This window comes from Dongshaea marina (assembly GCF_003072645.1).
GTDB lineage: Bacteria > Pseudomonadota > Gammaproteobacteria > Enterobacterales > Aeromonadaceae > Dongshaea > Dongshaea marina.
In genome coordinates this window covers 4,265,371-4,284,765 of record NZ_CP028897.1, presented here as the reverse complement: position 1 = coordinate 4,284,765, position 19,395 = coordinate 4,265,371, and the positions used below count along the sequence as shown (strand labels likewise).

At 51.9% G+C, this 19,395-nt stretch carries 16 protein-coding genes; 12 read left to right on the top strand and 4 right to left on the bottom strand.

Going from position 1 to position 19,395, the window contains the following annotated elements:
* Window positions 1-361 precede the first annotated feature (361 nt).
* The 4 genes from DB847_RS20010 (at window position 362) to DB847_RS19995 (ending at window position 4,601) form a co-directional block, all read left to right on the top strand.
* Window positions 362-1,714 (top strand): helix-turn-helix domain-containing protein, encoded by a 1,353-nt coding sequence (locus tag DB847_RS20010; protein ID WP_108652274.1) that lies wholly within the window; start codon window positions 362-364, stop codon window positions 1,712-1,714.
* Between the two features lie 119 nt (window positions 1,715-1,833).
* Window positions 1,834-3,570: an alpha-amylase family glycosyl hydrolase gene (locus DB847_RS20005; protein WP_199911640.1), complete on the top strand. Its 1,737-nt coding sequence runs from the start codon at window positions 1,834-1,836 to the stop codon at window positions 3,568-3,570.
* A 143-nt stretch (window positions 3,571-3,713) separates the two neighbouring features.
* Window positions 3,714-4,043, top strand: coding sequence for a hypothetical protein (locus tag DB847_RS20000; protein WP_159084766.1), 330 nt, complete (start codon window positions 3,714-3,716; stop codon window positions 4,041-4,043).
* A gap of 132 nt (window positions 4,044-4,175) precedes the next feature.
* Window positions 4,176-4,601, top strand: coding sequence for a carboxylesterase family protein (locus DB847_RS19995; RefSeq protein WP_108652272.1), 426 nt, complete (start codon window positions 4,176-4,178; stop codon window positions 4,599-4,601).
* Between the two features lie 381 nt (window positions 4,602-4,982).
* Here the strand turns inward: DB847_RS19995 and cysS are convergent, their stop codons facing one another.
* Both cysS and DB847_RS19985 read right to left on the bottom strand, forming a co-directional pair.
* Window positions 4,983-6,347 carry a cysteine--tRNA ligase gene (gene cysS, locus DB847_RS19990; protein WP_108652271.1) on the bottom strand — a complete coding sequence of 455 codons (1,365 nt, stop codon included), beginning with the start codon at window positions 6,345-6,347 and terminating at the stop codon, window positions 4,983-4,985.
* Between the two features lie 48 nt (window positions 6,348-6,395).
* The gene (locus DB847_RS19985) at window positions 6,396-7,670 is read right to left on the bottom strand and encodes an aromatic amino acid transport family protein (protein WP_108652270.1); all 1,275 of its coding nucleotides are present in this window, start codon (window positions 7,668-7,670) and stop codon (window positions 6,396-6,398) included.
* Between the two features lie 802 nt (window positions 7,671-8,472).
* On the opposite strand from DB847_RS19985, the gene DB847_RS19980 reads away from it, so the two are divergent.
* The 3 genes from DB847_RS19980 to DB847_RS19970 are packed head-to-tail and all read left to right on the top strand — an operon-like array spanning window position 8,473 to window position 11,447.
* Window positions 8,473-9,702, top strand: coding sequence for a quaternary amine ABC transporter ATP-binding protein (locus DB847_RS19980; RefSeq protein ID WP_325049099.1), 1,230 nt, complete (start codon window positions 8,473-8,475; stop codon window positions 9,700-9,702).
* Window positions 9,702-10,538 carry an ABC transporter permease gene (locus tag DB847_RS19975; protein ID WP_108653037.1) on the top strand — a complete coding sequence of 279 codons (837 nt, stop codon included), beginning with the start codon at window positions 9,702-9,704 and terminating at the stop codon, window positions 10,536-10,538. The genes DB847_RS19980 and DB847_RS19975 overlap by 1 nt, the downstream gene beginning before the upstream one ends.
* Window positions 10,539-10,544: 6 nt before the next feature.
* On the top strand, window positions 10,545-11,447 hold the full coding sequence (locus DB847_RS19970) for a glycine betaine ABC transporter substrate-binding protein (RefSeq protein WP_199911639.1): 903 nt from the start codon (window positions 10,545-10,547) through the stop codon (window positions 11,445-11,447).
* Between the two features lie 98 nt (window positions 11,448-11,545).
* Here DB847_RS19970 and DB847_RS19965 read toward each other — a convergent pair whose 3' ends face one another.
* Together DB847_RS19965 and DB847_RS19960 are read right to left on the bottom strand one after the other, a co-directional pair.
* Window positions 11,546-12,031, bottom strand: coding sequence for an FKBP-type peptidyl-prolyl cis-trans isomerase (locus DB847_RS19965; protein WP_108652268.1), 486 nt, complete (start codon window positions 12,029-12,031; stop codon window positions 11,546-11,548).
* Between the two features lie 142 nt (window positions 12,032-12,173).
* Window positions 12,174-12,971 carry a YdcF family protein gene (locus tag DB847_RS19960; protein ID WP_108652267.1) on the bottom strand — a complete coding sequence of 266 codons (798 nt, stop codon included), beginning with the start codon at window positions 12,969-12,971 and terminating at the stop codon, window positions 12,174-12,176.
* 217 nt (window positions 12,972-13,188) lie between these two features.
* Between DB847_RS19960 and DB847_RS19955 the strand changes: the two genes are divergently transcribed.
* The 5 genes from DB847_RS19955 to DB847_RS19940 all read left to right on the top strand — a co-directional run bounded on the left by DB847_RS19955 (window position 13,189) and on the right by DB847_RS19940 (window position 19,227).
* Complete coding sequence (locus tag DB847_RS19955; RefSeq protein WP_159084765.1) at window positions 13,189-13,461, top strand: hypothetical protein; 273 nt, start codon at window positions 13,189-13,191, stop codon at window positions 13,459-13,461.
* 237 nt (window positions 13,462-13,698) lie between these two features.
* Window positions 13,699-15,882 (top strand): ATP-binding protein, encoded by a 2,184-nt coding sequence (locus DB847_RS26180; RefSeq protein ID WP_199911638.1) that lies wholly within the window; start codon window positions 13,699-13,701, stop codon window positions 15,880-15,882.
* Window positions 15,852-17,378 (top strand): ATP-binding protein, encoded by a 1,527-nt coding sequence (locus DB847_RS26175; protein WP_267897722.1) that lies wholly within the window; start codon window positions 15,852-15,854, stop codon window positions 17,376-17,378. The genes DB847_RS26180 and DB847_RS26175 overlap by 31 nt, the downstream gene beginning before the upstream one ends.
* Entirely contained in the window at window positions 17,375-18,010 is a 636-nt protein-coding gene (locus DB847_RS19945) for a condensin complex protein MksE (protein WP_108652265.1), read from the top strand. The genes DB847_RS26175 and DB847_RS19945 overlap by 4 nt, the downstream gene beginning before the upstream one ends.
* Window positions 18,007-19,227, top strand: a complete 1,221-nt coding sequence (locus DB847_RS19940; protein ID WP_108652264.1) for a phosphoenolpyruvate carboxylase — start codon at window positions 18,007-18,009, stop codon at window positions 19,225-19,227. The genes DB847_RS19945 and DB847_RS19940 overlap by 4 nt, the downstream gene beginning before the upstream one ends.
* The last annotated feature ends 168 nt before the right edge of the window (window positions 19,228-19,395 follow it).

The following is a 19,395-nucleotide window of genomic DNA, read 5'->3' as shown; positions in this document are numbered from 1 at the left end:
CCGGCACCCCGGCAATCACTCAGCGGAGCTGAAAAATAGACTGCTTGTTACTGCAAGCCCCGAAGGGGCTATCAGATTCGGATCTCCAGGGTAAATCCCTCCTGAGAGTCCTTGATCTCAAATCCGGAATCTGCGATCTCTCGATACTGGGTACTTATTGAGCCTCTCTTCTCTATCAGTGACAGAGCTGATGAATGTCATTTTTTTCAGTTTTATTTTCAGGCTTAATGAGAGGCCACGTTCATCAGACTGGGGCTAGTGTGGCTGACTCAGAGTCTTGTTTTATCTCCTCTTTAAGTAAAGAGATCGGTCATTCACATCTCTTAATCGCTGATAGCTATTGGCACATAGAGCAAATTCTTTGCCTCGGGCACCTGCTGCTTCACCATGCCCCCATCTTCAGGATGGGCTCATCTGGTGGGGAAAGAGCCTGTCACTGTTTGACAGGCAGCTTGTCGGCCGGGTCAGCCGTGATGATGGACTGCTCAGAGTCACGATCGGGACGCGTGATGCGGTGCCAGCTCCCGAATGGAGCCAGATGTTACTTGAGGATCTACATCGGCAGCTGACTGAGCTGGGTGCTGAAACTCTGGTGCCAGAGCCAGGCAGCCTGACGATTATTACCGCACAGGGAGCTGGCAATGCTGACCCTTCGATGTTTGCGTTGGCACAGCAGACTTACTCCCTGCTGATGAAGCAATCGATTGAAAAAAAAGACTTTGTGACTCAGTTGCAAAACCTCTTGAGAAAGCAGCTAAGTAGCTCACTCACCCTGCGTGATACCGCGCGGCAGCTTGGGATGTCGGTACGCACAATTCAGCGGCGACTTAAGAGTAAACAGCTTAGTTTTTCCCAGCTTGTCGAACAGACCAGGCAAAGCCAGGCCCTGGCTCTGCTCGCTGACACCTCCATGAGTCTCACAGCTATCGCATCGCAAATGGGCTATGAAAATACCGCCAATTTTCATCGCGCCTTTCGCCGCTGGTATAGCTTGTCACCCTCTGAATATCGTCAGCTTTGCCAAAGCAACCGGACCCTGCTCAGTGAACAGCCCATCAGGCTTCATTATGCCCAAACCAGGCTTGAATCAGCGGGGGAATTAGAGTCATTCAGCGGAAAAGTCTGGCTGGAGGTAGACAACCTGGGGTTTGAAAAAATGGTATCGGTTGAATGCAAGGGGGTTGATGGGATCTGGCGTCACGTCCCGGCTTTCTTTGAGCGCTTCATCTCTCAGGGCACTGAGCTCTGGTCCACGGGAAGTTTTCCGGTGGCTCGGCCCCTCACTTTCCGCCTGTGCTACCAGGTTGATGGGAAAAAATATATCAACAGCAATCAGGACTGCAACTATGTGGTGCAAGATGGAATCCTGCTGGGTAACCCGGATTTTGTGGTGCTCACACTCAAGCAGATTCGACATGCAAGGCAATATTTCTGCATGATTGAACTCGCGACCCGGCACATGGAGTCGGACAGGGCTTGCTGTGTTTTCGATGATGGGAGCAGGCACTCTCTTGAGATGGGAGAGCTATGCGGTAGTTACCGAGTCTGGACACTGCTGGCAGTCGTGGATCGGGTGATGAATTATTGTCAGTTTCACTTTGAGCCCTCTCATCAGCCAGTTAACCGTTCTCAGTTGTTTCCCATAGAGAAGCCTCAGGGTCATAGGCTCTGCCGACGTTTGCAACCTGAAGCGATAACTGAGCCTAAGTGTTAAGCAGATCAAACAAGCGAATCCCTGGCATCGATACCTGCTGAACTTGGCACGAGATGACACTCCTCCTTTGCATCTTCTGCAATAAGGTGAGCTCTTCACCAGGAACGTGGAGATAAAAGGTGTCAGACCATAAAAATAAATTTTTGAAAAAGATAAAACTCTTACCTGCTGCCATTGCGCTGACTCTATCAGCCTATCACCCGGCAAGTTATGCCTCTGCCAATGCCGGGCATACACAAGTAGCCTCTTCCCATAGTCACCAGAGATTTCAGGATTGGCAAAACAGGACCATCTACTTTGTGATGATCGACAGGTTCGCAAATGGCGATCCCTCGAATGATCTTGGCAATAACCCCGAGACCACATCCAGCTTAAAAGATAAGGGAACAGTGGCGGATTGGAAAAAGTATTGGGGAGGGGATATTCAGGGGCTGATTGATAAGCTTGATTATCTTCAGGATATGGGAGTATCGGCGATATGGGTCACGCCACTGGTTGATAACGCCGATCACCCTCTCAATAATGAAGGCGCATATCATGGCTATTTTGCTCAGGATTATTACCGGGTGGAAGAGCACTTTGGCACCTGGAAGCTGGTGGATAAGCTGCACCGCGAAATGAAGAAGCGCGGCATGAAACTGGTGCTGGATATGGCGTTTAATCACTCAAGCTCTCACGATGCGATAGACAAGGGAGCCGTTTATAAGGATGGAGTTTTCCAGGCCGATTTTGTCAGCGATAAGGGTGAATGGTTCCACCATAATGGCAACATCGGGGATGGAGATTGTAGCGCTAATCCTGAGCCCGTATGCCCTACGGCCGAGCAGGAGTGGAGCGACCCCTGGTCATTGACTCATAAATCTTTAACCGGGCTGGCTGATTACAACCAGGGTGAGGATCACAACACTGCCGCGGGAAAATATCTGATCGATGCCGCACTCTTATGGATGGATCATGGGGTTGATGCGTTTCGTCTTGACGCGATTAAGCATATTAACCCCGGGTTTGTGACCCGCCTGACAAGGGCGATCCATGCCAAAAACCCTGATATCTATATCTTTGGTGAGTGGATGAATGCCAGTGCCGAAGATCCCGCCTCTATGGCGTTTCTGAATGAAGATCATGGCTCTGAACTGCTCGATTTCGGACTCAGAGATCATATTGAAGATGCCATCGCCAATAACATCCCGATGACTGACCTGAACAAATATATTGAGCTGCGCCCGGTTGCGATGCAGGGTAAGCAAAACTTGCAGCCCATATTTCTTGATAACCACGATGCCACCCGCACCAGTGTCTACCTGCAGGCAAAAACGACAGACTCAGTCAGTGGCGGCGTCGATGCCGATCACCCACGCAAGGGCAAGGGATTCAGCAAAGAGCTGGCGGATGCTCGCCAGAATATTGGAGAGGCTCTGGTGATGACCCTGCCGGGGATCCCGGTGATCTATTACGGGAGTGAGCAAAACACCGCTAATTTAACCGCCAATGCCTATGGACGGGTCGGGGATGATCCCTATAACCGAGAATCCATGCCTTCATTCAGTGAAACAAGCAAAGCCTTTAAGATGATCCGCACTCTGGCAAGGCTCAGAAAGGAGAGCCCGGCGATAGCCGAAGGCTCTTATACCAAGAGGTTTGCAGATAAAGATCTTCTTATTTTTGAGCGAACTAAGGGAGCCGACAGTGTGTTGGTTGCCGTGAATGTTAGTGATAAAGCAAAAAAGGTGCAGATTAGTGATCTGAGGCTTAAGGATAAGAGATATCACAACCTGCTGGGGGACGGAGAGATGACAGTGTCTGGGCATAGTGCCACCTTACAGCTACAGGCAAATCAGGTGATGGTCTTCCATTAATCATCATTGAGTGAGCTGTATCTATCGCTGTGGTGACCTGAACAAACCAAAAGGTGGAGATCTTTGACCGGATACAGCTCAACTCAGGCTACACAAGAATAATTATTGAACATCTCTTTTTGCAATAACTGATAGGATATCTGATGAAACGAACGGGATTTCTCTCTTTAATCTCAGCTTTATGTATGGGCCACTCTGTGGCTGCAGAAAAGCCAAATGATCACTGGAAAAGCGAATTCCAGGTGAAGCAGTACAGCAGCCAGCTTGTTGGAGATACACTGCCCTACCGCCTTTATACACCCCACAAGCGCTCTAAGGAAAAGTATCCACTTGTGCTGTTTCTCCATGGCACCGCAGAGCGCGGTTCGGATAATGAGGCGCAATTGACATCCAGTGTGCATGAGATCTTTGAGTATGTGAGAGGGCATCAAGATGCCTACATCATTGCTCCACAGTGTCCCAATACCAGTTAACTTCCTCCGGACACCCCAAACCCGGTAAAAGATCCATCGAAGGAGTCCTGGGCCTATAGCGGGCTATCAGATGAGATCTATCCGCCTTACAACTGGCATCGCTTAGAGAACTATGCAGATCCGGCGAACCCTGTGACCGAGCCGATGCAGCTTGCCATAGAGTTATTACGAGACTTCATTCAGACACACCCCAAGGTGGACAGGAGTCGCCTCTATGTGACCGGGGTATCTATGGGAGGATTCGGCACCTTCGATATCCTGTGCCATGCTCCGGATCTTTTTGCGGCAGCCCTGCCTGTCTCAGGGGGAGGAAACCTGATCCCTGAATGTAAAGGGATCTGGGCCGATATCCCCATCTGGGCCGTGACCGGATCAGGGGCAAAAGATCTGTTGGTGAACCCTGATAATTCAAGGCAGATATTTGATGTGCTCGATGCGATGGGCTCCGAAAATATGCGATTAACCCAGCTTCAAACCGATCATCTCGGCAGTTGGCAGGAGGTCTACAAGCCCGGCAAGCTCAAGACCATGGACTGGCTATTCTCCCAACGAAAGTAGTTTTAGTGGCTGGAGCCGTTTCCGGAAGAGGAAGCGGTGAAGGGGTAACCTTCACCGTGAGCTCGCGCCAAGGCGAGCCGTAAAGGATTAAGGTTGAGTGGTATGGATGCCGTGAGATAGCAACCAAGACAGCGGACCGCTGGCATCTAAGGCTTACGTTCCACTGAAAGAATCTTTTGTTGCTTTAAGTTCGAGGCATGGATGCCGAGCCGCGAAGCTCTGCGGAGGGATTCGCAGCGCGCAGCGAGGTTTTGCCTACTTTTGACGATACAAAAGTAGGGCGCAGTCGGCGCCCCGACACCTGTGGCTTCGCCACACATCAGCTGCATGCAATGCAGCAACTCGGCTCAGTACCGGGAAAAGCAAGCCCCCGTAGGGGCTCTAAACCCTGCTCTCCAGAGTGAATCCGTTTTGAGAGTCCTTGATCTCAAATCCAGCTTCCAGGATCGCCTGACGCAGCTCGTCGGCCTGTTGCCATTGCCCCGAGCTGCGGGCCTCGAAACGCTTTTCTGCCAGGGCGATGATCTCCTGTGGGATCACAAGCTGAGCCTGGTACTCAAGATCTAACCCCAGGGTCTCATCAAACCAAACCAGGGTTGCCCGCTTGGTCTCAGGGGGAAGCTCTGAGTCAATCAGTTTCCAGATGAGAGCCAATGCTCGAGGTGTATTTAGATCATCATTGAGTTTACTCTTAAACTGCTCGGCGTAATCCGAGTCGATCTCTCCCCCTTCGGGCCAGCTTGCAACATGCTTTCTCAGGCGATTGAGGGCAGTAGCCGCTCCTTTAAGCGCTTCAAAAGTAAAGTTCAGCTCGCTCCGGTAGTGCCCGGTGAGATTGAGGTAACGCAGCGCCATGGGATCAAAGCCTTGCTCAAGAAGCCCCCGCAGTAGTAACGACTGCCCGGATTTGGAGATCTTCTGCGATCCCAGCTGTAAAAAGGCACCATGTAGCCAAAAATTGGCAGGAACATGCCCATTCTTGGCCTCCGACTGAGCTATCTCATTGCTGTGATGCACGCTGATATGATCTGTGCCGCCGGTGTGGATATCAAATCGCTCACCTAAGTATTTCTCAGACATCGCCGAGCACTCGATATGCCAGCCGGGAAAGCCGGTTCCCCAGGGGCTATCCCACTGCATCTGGCGTCGAACATCACCACTGAACTTCCATAGAGCAAAGTCACTCAGATGCTTTTTCTCCCCCATCTCGACCCGGGCTCCGGCCTTCAATCCCTGGGCCTTAAGTCTGGCAAGATGCCCATAATTTTTAAGCTTAGAGGTATCAAAGTAGATCCCATCCGGTGTGTGATAGGTAAAACCTTTTGATTCAAGGGCCTGTATATAGCGGATCTGCTCCTCAATATGTTCGGTTGCCCGGCACAGGGTATCCGGCAGCCCGATCCCAAGCCGCTTAAGATCAGCCAGAAATGCCTTCTCAAAGTATTTGGCGATCTGCCAGGCTGAAGATTGGTGTTTGCGTGCGCCCTTCTCCATCTTGTCTTCACCCTCATCCCCATCTGAAACCAGGTGCCCGACATCGGTAATATTCATCACATGATTGACCCGATAGCCATTGAGTCTGAGGGTGCGCTTGAGGAGATCTGCAAACAGGTAGCTGCGAAGGTTACCTATATGCGCATAATCGTAGACAGTCGGTCCACATGAGTAGAGACCCACAGCTGTGTCACTCAGGGGAATAAAGGGGCGTTTCACCCGCTGGTAGCTGTCATAGAGTGTGAGTTCCATCTTATCTCCTTAGCGGTTTAAGGTACTGCGGTTTCAATCTTTCTCTCACTATTTCCAAAAGGCCAGCAGAGGGGAGATCATCAACAATATGCCGGTAATGATGATGAGGTAGGTGGCAAGCCCACGGTATTTTCTCAGAGCCGGCACCCGGTACACCAGGTAAGCCGGGATCAGGCAGCCTACTAAGCCGAAGATCGGGCTGCAGATCGAGGTAAAGGAGAGTATCGGTGCATTACTGGCGATCGCCCCCCAGGCCAGCAAGATGATAAACAGAACCACTGCCTTTCGTACCAGCTTCTGGTTTATTCTCGATTCATCAAACTTGCGTCTTAACAGGTTCATCACCAGACCGTGGCAGGCTTCCTGAAACCCGAGGAAGACTCCAAAAAAAGAGGTAACTACGGCAAACAGGTTGATGACGATTCCGGCTGAGGTTGCCCAGCTTCCGGGGAAGTAGTAAGCGATAATCGCCAGGGCCGAAACATTATCCTGCATAGCTACCCTGGCCTGGGGCTGAGAGATCGCCAGGGTAAAAGAGAGGGCATAGAAGAACACCACCAGGAATAGGATGACAAAGGAGATCTTCATCGCCCGCTGCGCCTTGAAGCGAGCAATCTCAATCGATTTTTCACGGGCCCGATAGGCGATCACCATGGGGCTCAGGGATTGGATAAACAGAATCGAGGTTAGGGTAAAGGGCAGGGTGATGATGGCATTTTTCACCAGGGTTGTGGTGTTTCCAAGAGGTGGAAGATGTGCCAGGTTCCACTGTGGGATCAGCAGGATCCCCATCAATGCAACAAGAATCAGCACAGTGACCGCCATAAACCCGGAAAGTTTAAACAGCAGTCGCTCTCCCTTGGTGGCAACCAGGGCGAGCAGGCTGATCAGAATCAGACCATACCAGCTGTGGTCTGAAAGTCGCTCCGTGGTGATCTGATAGGTTTGCAGGTAGGAGGCACTGTCATTGGTGATGGCAAGGGAATAAACAAACACCCAGATCACCAACATCACGAAGTAGAGGGCTCCGAGAGTGACTCCCCAGTTTTTACCGAGATAATTGCTAATGACGCCGGGGTAGTCGGTGCATTGGCTGGATTGTGCGAGGGTATTGATAAAGAGTTTCTGGAAGAGGTACATGGCCGGGTAGCCGATGACGGCCGAGAGCAGAAATACCCAGATCCCCATTACCCCAACCTGCACCGGCAAGAACACGATACCCGCTCCGATCGCCATTCCGATACTCATCACGATCCAGCCGATATCGGTTGAATCAAACTTTGCCGACTCTCTGAGTTGCCTGGCGCTTATCACCTGTTCCATCACTGTCTCCACTTGGTTTAGTTAATTCGTGGAAGGCAACAGATCCGAAAACAGGCAATAAAAAAGGCTGCAGTGGGATCTGCAGCCTTCGGGAATTTTTTCGGTTAATTGCGTTTACAGAGCTCCCGGCCGCAGCGAAATACAGCAGCAACAGCAACAAGGTGCTGTGGTTGGGGTGAGGTGAACGCGAATCAATTTCATACCAGCAAATTAACCGAGACTTTGGCCGGGAGTCAAGACTGATTTTGCTTTTGTCATCAGGTTGTCATTTTTAGTGGCTACACTGGTTCGTATCCTAAGTTTGTATTTGCGGCAAACCCAGGCTGACGGGTTGATTTAATCGATTAGTGTGCGAATTGATTTCCTTTTTGAGATATATTGAAGCTCAATGCTATAACCATCTAATAATTAAGCTTATTTTTTTGGTTATCCAAAATAATGTTGATATTTCGCTCCTGTTTAGCCGAGGGTTTCTATTGAAAAAGTTGACATTCATCTATAAAACTACTTAGCATGCAAACAACTTTAATTGGGGCTTTAAAATAATATTTATTTGCATGCTTATTTTATTTCGGCTGACTCTCCCTCTATCTCACCCTGCTAAGAGTGTTGTTCCTCTCTCGGCCGAAGCCCCATCCCATCAAGACAGGAGTTATCTATGACCTCTCAACGGACTGAAGCGATCGCTTCAGAAGAACCGTACCCGAAAAGCTCGGAAACGGCTCAAACTGAAGGTTCGTGTGAGTTTACGCTGAACACTCAAGATCCAAACCAAGCCCTTCCGGCTATTGAGATCAAAGATTTGTATAAGGTATTTGGTAACCATGTAAAGCAGGCCCTGTCGCTCGCCGATCAGGGAAAGTCCAAGCAGGAGATTTTGCAGAAAACCGGGGCCGTCATCGGGATCCATGGCGCTGAATTTGCGATCCATAAGCGTGAAATTTTTGTGGTGATGGGCTTATCCGGCAGCGGTAAGTCAACCCTGATCCGCTGCCTGAATCGATTGATAGAGCCGAGCCGCGGAGAGGTTCTGATCGATGGCCACAACATTCTGACCATGAGCAACAAGCAACTGAACCAGGTGCGCCGCAGCAAAATCTCCATGGTATTTCAGAATTTTGGATTGTTTCCCCATCGGAATGTGCTGAGTAATGTCGAGTATGGGTTGGAGGTTTCCGGGGTCAATAAGGAAACCCGAAAAGCCAAGGCTCAAACCGCATTGAGCTTGGTTGGTTTGAAAGATTATGAGGCGAGTTATCCGGGAGAGCTCAGTGGTGGGATGCAGCAGCGGGTTGGATTGGCCCGGGCCCTGGCAAACGATCCTGAGATTCTGCTGATGGACGAGGCGTTCAGCGCACTGGACCCCTTGATCCGTACCGAGATGCAGGATGAGCTTCTTGAGCTTCAGGCCAAGATGCATAAGACCATAGTGTTTATCACCCATGATCTGGATGAGGCCCTTAAGCTTGGGGATCGCATCGCCATCATGAAAAATGGCCGGGTGGTACAGGTGGGAACACCGGAGGAGATCCTGACCGATCCTGCCGATGATTATGTCGCAAGTTTTGTGCAGCAGGTCGATCGCTCTAAAGTGATCACAGCTGGCTCCATCATGACCAAGGCTCCCAGCATGACTCTGCCTCAAAGCGGCAGCCGGGTCGCGGTGCGGATGATGGAAAAGCATAAAACAACTCACCTGTTTGTGGTGGATAACAACCGGCGGCTCAAGGGATTGCTGACCATGGAGGACTGCCTGTCGCTGGATAGGGCCAAGATATCCTCAGTGGATTCAAAACTCAGACGTGACATCCTGGTGGCCTCGGGTGATACAGCGATCTCCGATCTTCTGGGATCGGTCCTTGAGTCTGAATATCCCCTGGCGGTGACGGATGAGGAGGGGCGTTTTCTGGGTCAGGTTGACCGGGCGAGCGTTTTGGCCGAGGTGGTTGAAAGTGACAATTCAGAGGGGCCGACAACTCTTGCCGAGTACCACCAGACACTAATGACCAGGGAACCACGCAGGGCTGAATGATGATGAGAATTGATATTGGTGATGGCTTTGCCGCCGTGATTAACTGGATGACCACCCACATGGGGGGATTCTTTGACGGGGTTAGCTCAGTAATCCTGGCTCTGGTGAATGGCCTGACGTTTATCTTTGAGCTACCCAACGCCTTTGTGATGATCGCAATCCTGACGGTGATCGCCTGGTTTAGCTCAGGCAAGAAGATGGCTCTATTCACTGTGTTAGGAATGTTGCTGATCCAGAATCTTGGTCTATGGAGTCAGACCATGGAAACCCTGTCGCTGATCGTTGCCGCAGTCATCTTCTCTCTGGCGATTGGCCTGCCCCTTGGGATCTGGTCCGCCAAGAGTGACACAGTTGAGCGAGTCATGCGCCCGGCGATGGATTTCATGCAGACACTACCGGCTTTCGTTTACCTGATCCCGGCAGTAATGCTGTTTAGTTTAGGGCCGGTTCCCGGCGTGCTGGCGACCCTCATCTTCTCTTTGCCACCGGTCGCCCGCTTAACCAACCTCGGGATCCGCCAGGTTCCCAAGGAGATCAAGGAGGCAGCGATCGCCTTTGGTTCCTCCCCGTGGCAGATCCTGTTTAAGGCTGAGCTCCCTCAGGCGATCCCGACCATCATGGCCGGGGTGAACCAGACCATAATGCTGGCTCTGTCTATGGTGGTGATTGCAGGCATGATCGGTGCCGGAGGCCTAGGGAATGAGGTACTCAAAGGGATCACTCAGCTCAGGTTGAATGTGGGCTTTGAGGGTGGTGTGGCGATCGTAATACTGGCTGTGTATCTGGATAGAGTCACCCAGGCTCTGGGCGGCAAGCGTAATAAATCGAAAGGATAACTGTTTATGAAGATGGCAAAAAAGATACGACTGTGTCTGGTCGGTGGTTTAGTGGTGCTATCGGCACTGGGCCTGTCGGCTTGTAACAAAGAGAAAAAAGCAGAGCAGAAAAAGACCGCCAAGCTGGTCTATGTGAATTGGGCCGAAGGGGTTGCTTATACCCACCTGGCGAAAGTAGTGCTGACCGACAAAATGGGTTATGACGTGAGCCTGACCGCCGCCGATGTGGGTCCTGCCTATATCTCGGTCGCCCAAGGGAAATACGATGCGCTGATGGAGAGCTGGCCTGATCTGCAGCAATCTTACATCAAACGGTTCGGAAATAAGCTGGATAATCTGGGAAGCATCTATAAGGGAACCGAGGTGGGATTAGTAGTTCCTGAGTATGTGAACATAGATTCGATTTCACAGCTCAAGGCGAATGCTGCTAAGTTTAACAATCAGATCGTGGGGATCGATGCCGGAGCTGGCATGATGAATGATGTTGAGAACAAGATCATTCCAGAATATGGTCTGACCAACATGAAGCTTCTTGCTTCCAGTGGCCCGGCCATGACGGCGGCATTGGGTAAGGCGATCGAAAAGAAGCAGTGGATCGTAGTGACTGGCTGGGTTCCACACTGGATGTTCAGTCGCTGGCACCTTAAATTCCTCAAACAGGACCCATCGAAACTGGTTTGGAAAAAAGGTGAGATCGATATCATGGGTCGCAGCAACCTGGGACAGGATAAACCAGAGCTGAAGCAGTTCCTGACCAACATGTACCTGACGGATCAGCAGCTCTCAGGTCTGATCCTGGCTATTAAAGACAAGGGTGAAGATCAGACCATAGATCAGGTTGCCCGCCAATGGATGAAGAGCCATGAGAAGGTGGTGAACAGCTGGATCCCAAAGCACAAGGCAGCCTAACTCCATAGGGCAAAGGTCCACGGGGTTTGACCATAAAAAAGCCGCAGAGCTCACTCTGCGGCTTTTTTTGGTTTACTGATCCCGGAAATGCTCCAGGCTTAGTGATTATGTCCTTCGGGACCATGGGCATGGCCATGGGCCTTCTCTTCATCGCTGGCATCGCGGATAGAGTCGATCTTGACGCTAAAGGTTAGGGACTTGCCAGCCAGGGGATGATTGGCATCCACGGTCACCATCTCTTCGGTCACATCCTGAACGACCAGGTTTATCGGGCCTTGCGGGGTTTGTGCGGTGAAAGCCATTCCGGGCTCAATGCTCTCGACCCCTTCGAATGACTCGATCGGTAACTGGTGGATATGCTCATCCTGGCGCTCACCGTAAGCCTCCTCGGGTGCAATGGTGATCTCCAGCTCATCGCCGACTGATTTTCCCTCCAGGGCTTTCTCGAGGCCGGGAATGATATTGCTGGCGCCGTGCAGATAGATCATGGGATCCCCGCCTTCGGAAGACTCCAGCAGATCGCCACTGTGAGCATCGACAACCTTGTAGTGGATGGTTACAACCTTATGTTGAGAAATTGTCATGGTTCAATGTTCCATTGAGTTGAAGTCCCTGGAGGACCGGGTAGGTAACGCATAGACGAGATACAGCAAGGCTCTACGCGAGGTTCAGTATAACAAGTGTATAGGCAAGGTCGATTCTGCCTTCCTGTAACGGCTCTGGAAGTCAAAGTTGTACTTGTTGTTCTAGCTGATGTTTATTGATCCCCAGTAGTTTAAAGAGCTTGAGCTTCCACTGCCCCGTGTACTCATGGATGGCAAACCGGGTGAGCTCAAGGTTATAAACCGAGGGAAAGTAGGATCGCTGAGCCTTTGGGAAATTGGCCGGTGCCGGAGTGACCTCGACACCAAAGTGGCTAAAGGCCTGTGCAGCCTGCTTCATACTCAGGGCACTGGTGATAAGTAGCGGCGAGCTTGCGTGATGGCTATCGAGCATCTGCTTGGTAAACTGGGCGTTCTGGTAGCTATTCTGGCTGGCTCTTTCTATCACCAGCTGTGACTCAGGCACACCCAGTGTCATCAACTGGCGTTTAAACAGTCCCGCCTGGCTCATCCCCGATGGAGAGTTGTGGCCGCCTGAAATAAAGATGCTGTACTGGACCTGCTGCTTCTCTGCATCCTGGTAGATACGATAAGCCTCGACGACCCGGGAGTCTGCGAGCAGGCCGCTCTGGCTATCTTCCTGGTTTTGCGCGATTCCACCGCCAAGAATCACCATCGACTGGTGGGTGCGAATGATATCGGAGTTGACCTGGCTCAGGCCCTTTTCAAGTGGGGTTACCAGGTAATCTGTGATTACCCCATTGCCGGTCAGATAGAAGCCGGCCAGGGCAAGAATTAGCAGGGTATTGGCCAGTTTTCGGCCTTTACACAAGAGGACAAGTAAAATGACAACAAACAGCAATACGGTTGGATAGAGAAACAGGCTAAGGTAGTGAAAGGCACCAGCAACTAGTTCAGCCATGAGATTCTCCTATCATTGCTACTGGCTTCAATTGTGAACTATTCTGGAAAAAAACACCAATTATGCTTGAACTGTAAGCAACTGGAGTGGATTTTCCAGCGATCTAATCGGAATATGTTGATCATTTATTTTGCTGTGAAGTGAGTATCGTTTATCTGAAGCAGATATAAATCTGGATGAGCGATTCAATTGCAGTTGGCTGGTATGAGAGAAAATGATGATAAGCAAACGAGTCAAGGGATTGGTTGAGAGCTTGCAGCGCAACACCCATAAGTGGAGCCTTGAGCATGATGATCTGATGCTCATCCATCAAAATGGTTATGCCCTGTGGATCCCCGGGATGATGTTTACCGCCCGCTATATAAGGCAGCACCCGGAGCAGTTGTTTCACCCCTTCAACCTGGTGGATAGCTTTTATCTCTGGTATGTCGGGATCCGGCCGGCCCTGAAAAAGCTTAAAAATAAGCAGCACCAGGCTTGCCAGTACTGAAGCATATTCTGTGGTGTAGCAAATTGATTTGAAAGCTTTACTTTGTCTTTCAGAGAGTTACTTCCCAGTGCTTCCTTATCTGGTCTGAATTTGTCCTGTCTGCCTGAATCCGCGTAATTTGTCGCCCGAAACTCCCCCCCTTTGGTGTAAAATAGCCGGTTTGTAACTGCCCTTGCTGATGGGGCCGGATAATTAATGGGATCGCACTATCTGTAGGCGATCGAGCAGAGGATCATAATGCCAAGCCTGAATCGAATTATTCTGATCGATACGCATCTGCCCGGAGTCGTTGAGCTCTCCCTTGAGGGACATACCAATATCTGTGGGACCAACGCCTCGGGAAAGACCACCCTGCAACGTCTTGTTCCTGTGTTTTATGGTGAGTATCCCTCGAGGGTGGTTCCGGCGACCCGTGACAGCTTTGAGCGTTGGTACCTGCCCCGGGAGTCAAGTTACATCATTTATGAATACCTGCGCGGTGATGGGCTGATGAATCAGGCTGTCCTCTCTTCGGCGGGAGATGGCAAGGGAGTCAACTACCGGATCATCGGCAAGGGGTTCGAGCTCAGCGATTATGTGTTGGAGCAAAAGGATAAGAGATTCAGCTGCCATAGCATGGCTGAGCTTGGCAGGGCGATGAAGCGCGAGGGGATCTCCCATACCAAGCTACTCAACACCCGTGAATATAGAGCGATCATCCAGAACGATCGTTCCCTCATCAGTACGGGGGGCAACAGCAGTGAACTCAGAGGTTATACCCGGCAGTTCTCCCTGTGCTCCATGGAGCACTCCCTGCGGCACATCGAGAAGCTGGCCAAGGCGGTGCACTCCAAAGAGGGCAAGATGGAGACCATCAAGTCGATGATCGCCGCGATCCTTGAGGAGGATGGGGTTGAGCCACCGAAATCCAGGCTGAGCCCGGCCAAGGTTGAGGAGTGGCTGCAGGAGACTCAGCTGATGAACAGCTTCTCCGAGATCCGCCCCCAGTTTCAGAAGCTGGAGCAGACCTATCAGGAGCTTTTGGCTGGTGAGCGTCGCCTGGCCAACCTCAACAACAGCTACAGCCTTGATGAGCAGAAGCTCACCTCGGCCATCGAATCTTTTGATCAGGAGTTGGAGCGGGTCAGTATTGAGCAAAAGTTGCTTGAGGAGCGCTGGAGCGTAGAGCAGGATGAACTGAACCAGGATCTCTCGGCCGCCAAAGGGGATATCGTCAAGTTTGAAGATGAACTTGAGCAGATCGAGGCCAAGCATGAGTATTACCAGCGCCAGGATATAGAGACCACCCGTGGCAATCTTGCTCGATTGCCAGGCTGGCAGGATGAGTATCAGGATCTTCAGCAGCGCCACCAACTTTTGACCGAGAAGCACAGTGATATTGAGGCCACCTATAACCAGCGTTGCCACAAGATTGCCGAGCAGTTGCAGAAAGTTCAGGAGCGCTTCCATGGTCAGCAGCAGGAGTTGTATCGCGATCTTGAGCAGAAGAATAGCCAGAAGAGCGAAGAGCTGCAGGCCCTGGATAGTCACTTCCTGGCATTGAAGACCGAAGGAAAGCAGCAGCATCAGCAGAAGGTGCACGAGTTGGAGTTAAAGCGTGTTCACCTGGATAGCTACCTTAAAAATGCCACCTTCAGCGAAGAGGAGAAGAGCTCGCTCGGTGCCTTTGATGCCCGGATCAAAGAGGCGGGTATCGCCCAGGATTCGGCTCAGGATAAGCTGGAGCGCCAGAGCCGGAATCAGCATCAGCTCAGTAAGGCCCGGGAGCAGGCCAATGACAAGTTGCGGCAGCTGGCGCAACAGATGAGTGAGCGTCAGAGCAAGTTGGATGGGGTAAATCAGCTGCTCTATCCGGGCAAACTATCGCTGCTTGAGTTCCTGCGCCGTGAAAAACCCGGCTGGGAGAGCTCGGTGGGGCGTCTGATTCATCCTGAGCTGCTGGGGCGTTGCGATCTGAAACCTGCGCTCAGCGCCGAGGAGTCAGACTCCATGTTTGGCCTTCAGCTGGATCAGGGGGCGATCGAACTTCCCGAGTATGCCCAGTCCGAGCAGCAGCTTCAGGCGCAGCTGAATTTGGCAGAGCAGGCGCTCCAAGAGATCAAAGACCTTCACAGTGAAGCCGAAAAAGAGCTTGGGGAGGCGAACCAAAAAGTTGATGCCGCCGAGCGTGAGGTGACTCTGGCCAGCGCCGAGCTCAAGCAGCAGCGCGAGGGGCTGCGCCGGTTACTGGATGAAAAAGAGCGGGCTCAGCAGCAGTGCAAAGAAGCACTGGCCTCCCGTAAGGCCCTCAAGCAACAGGAGCTGGAGCTGCTGCAGCAGGAGGGGCTAGCCTTAATGAGAGTCATCAGCAGTGGCTGGATGAGCTGGCCGAGCAGTCCCTGGAGGCGCGCATGGAGAAGAATGCGCACTGGCAGGAGGTGACCGGTGCTATTCAATACCAGATTGACCAGCTTAGCGATGAGCTAAAATCGCGCAAGCAAAAAGCCCAGACCGAGAAAAAAGAGTGTGAGCTCTGGTATAAGCGCGAGCTTAAATCCCGGGGAGTGGATGAAGATCAGATCATTGCTGTTAAACGCAAGATGGGAGAGCTCAAACAAAAAATTGATGATACCGAGCTTAAACGCTCTGAGGTGCAGGATTTTGAGCACTGGTATCAGAATATCTGGGTCGGGCAAAAGCCTAAACTCCAGGGCCAGCTCACCGAGGCGCGCCGGGAAAGCTCTGAGCTGGAGCAAAAGCTCACTGCGGCCCGTAACACCTTTAAGGGGCAAAAACAGAGCCTCAAGCAGCAGCGAGTAGAGCAGCAAGCTGGTCTTAAACAGGCGACGGAACACAAAGAAAAGATCCAGAAGCTTCTGAAGAAGCTTATTGAGTGTAAGCTACCTAAGAGTGATGCCTCAGAAATTGTTGGCTCCATCGATGAGCGGCTTCGTGAGGGACAGGAGTTCCTGTCGGCAAGAGAGCAGCAACTGGATAACATCAAGCAGTATGTGGATCACTTTGATTCAGTGATCGCGGCTCAGGCAGGCTCCGGGGTGGCTGAGACCTGGGAGCGGGCCCGTGAAGAGAGCTCCAGTATCAATGAACAGGGACTTCGTATCGTCTCTCACCGCGATCTGGTGGGGCACCTTGATCAGATCATCAATGTACTGATGCCACAGAAGATCAAAGGGCTTCAGGAGCAGGGGCGTAACTTCGGCATCGATCTCAAATCCTACTATGATGTGCTGGCGGATATCGACCGGCGGATCAGTACCCAGAGCTCGCGGATCACCCGCGAGGTGGACGAGGAACTGTTTCTCGATGGAGTCTCAGATTCCGCGGTGCGCATTCGCTCGCGAATAAGTGAGCTGGAGTTTTGGCCCCAGCTTGAGCTCTTTGTGGAAGCTTTCCGCAGCTGGGAACGTCAGGGCTTTAGCGATCTTCCCGATGAGCATTACGCCCAGAGCATGCGCCGTGCCCTGGATATTATCGGTCGTAGTGCCCTGCAAGGGGGGATCAGCAAATTGCTGGAGATCGAGCTGCGCCTTAAAGAGGGCAACAGCGATCTGGTGATCCGTACCGACCGTCAGCTGATGGAATCGAGCAGTCACGGGATGGCATATCTCATTTTGTGTAAGTTCCTGCTGGCCTTTACCCGCTTGCTGCGTGGCCGCGGTGATGCAACCATTCACTGGCCCATCGATGAGCTGGGAACCCTGCACCACGCCAATGTGAAAAAGATCTTTGATGCCTGTGAGAACAACAATATCCATGTACTGGGGGCCTTCCCCAATCCGGACTCCGAGGTTCTGAATCTCTTCTCAAACCGTTATATCATCAACAAGCAGACCCGTCAGCTGCAGGTGGTAAAACCCAAAATTAACCCGATAGAGCAACGGCTCAAGGCGCGTGCGCAGATGGAGGTGGCTCAATGATCTCAGCAACCGGACGAGTGATCGAAAAACTCCTGGGTGGGGTATTTATCTGTAAAACCTCCGACGAGGAGAGCTGGCAACTACTTAAGAGCCCGGGAAACCGTGAGCGGATTGACGAGTATCTGAGCCAGCTTAATCGCTGCGTCTGCTCCGCGGCAGATGGGGAGGTCTATTTTTGTGGCTACCTGACTCTGGATGACGCCGAGCGTAAGGTGGTTAGCCAGCAGTTTCGTGATATCTGCAGCTCGCTAATGCCCTTGGTAGAGTGGCTGGTGCTGGTCCAGGAGGCCAGTGTCAATGATGCTCCCCTGAGTGAGGGGGCACCGGTGAGGCTTAATGAGCTTCAGACCGTAATTGAGGATACCCCCGCATTTCGCGAGCAGCTCACCAAGATCAGTCGCTACCGGCTGTTTGGCTCCACCAGTGCCCAGGTGGATGGCCAGCTCAAACAGGTGTTTAAGCGGCTGTGTGAGCTGGGATATCTTCTCAGGCCCAATAGCGAGAAGCAGATCTATATCGCTACCGGTAAGCTCGACTATCTCTACGAGGTGATCCGTTTTATCGACGAGACCGAAGGACTGTCTCTGGAGGAGCAGGCCGAGAGCGCAACGGAGCAGGGGAGCCTGCTATGAGTGACAACATTGCTCAGGCCGGGGTTAAGTTTTTAAGGCAGTTGGCCCGCCACGGTGATCTCTTGATGCGGGCTTACCAGAATGGCACCCTGGATGAGACCGCCGAAGATCCCAAGGTGATCGAAAAGCTGCTGGATGCCCGGGTGCTGTATCGGCCCGAGGAGCAGGCGGAGATCCGCCTGGCTTCTGCGCTGCGCAGCATCCTTGAGGAGGGGCTTCGCGATGAGCGCAGCCGTCAGATCACCACCAATGTGGGCGCGACCCTGGCAACTCTCAGGACCCTGACCAAGCACTATCGTGAGGCGCGCCAGAGCTGTGACTTTGCGGCCAGTGAGTCCTATCTGGATGATCTCAGTGAAGAGGTTTATGCACTGACCGAAGGTTTGCACCGTAGCATCCGGCTGCTGTGGGGGCGGATCAACAATGAGTTCGGTTATGTGGGGACCATCAATGCCAAGATCCGTGAAAATGAGCTGGCTCAATCCCAGGTCAGTGAGCTGCTCGATGGACTGGAGCTGCTGCGTTTTGATGAGCTCAGCGAGCTCGCCGGAGATGAGCGTGAGCTAAGACGCTTGCTGGTGGTGAGCCTGCAGCACACCCTGGTCGATTGTGGTCAGGAGCTCTCGGTGGTTCAGGGGCGATTGCTGGAGCTGTTAGGAAGGTTCCGCGAGATCCGCGGCCGGACTCGCCTTCTCAAGGGCTGGTTGCTGTATAACGCTCAGCACTCCAAATATAGTCCGCTCAATCATGCAACTCATAAACAGCTGCCGATGCTGCTCAATCAGGCGAAGCCGATTCTGACCGCAGCCAGTGTCGATGTCACCTGCCAGGAGCATGAGCATCAGCTGATGCATCTGGCAGGAGAGATCCGCAGCATCCACCGTCATCACCTGTTACAGCAGCAGGTGGAGGAGCCAACCCTCCTTACCCTGGAGGCCACCGATGAGTTTGAACTGACCGATAGCCCACTCAAGCAGGCGGTGGAACGCTATTTCTGTGAGGTGATTGATTCGGGTGAGCGGCTCTCTGCCCTTGAGTATTATCAGCAGCAGGGTCTTGAATGGGATACCGAATGCTGGCTGTATCAGGTATTGGGAGCCTATGAAGGGATGCCCAAAGAGCAGCGCGAATATTTTGAGCTGGAGCACCTGGGCCATGAGAATCCTCATTTCTCCGGTAACTATGTAATTGAGGATCTGCAGTTGTGGCTGGCTTAATCCCCATTGATAAGGTAGGTGTTTAGCGGGCAAAGGATGCTCGCGATGCAGTTGCCTTTTCGTAAGGGTTAGCTCTGGATCACATCTAATGAACTCTTTGGTTTCGATAAATTGAAATAAAAATTTCACATGGATATATTATGGAATATTTGTTCTCAATATCGACAG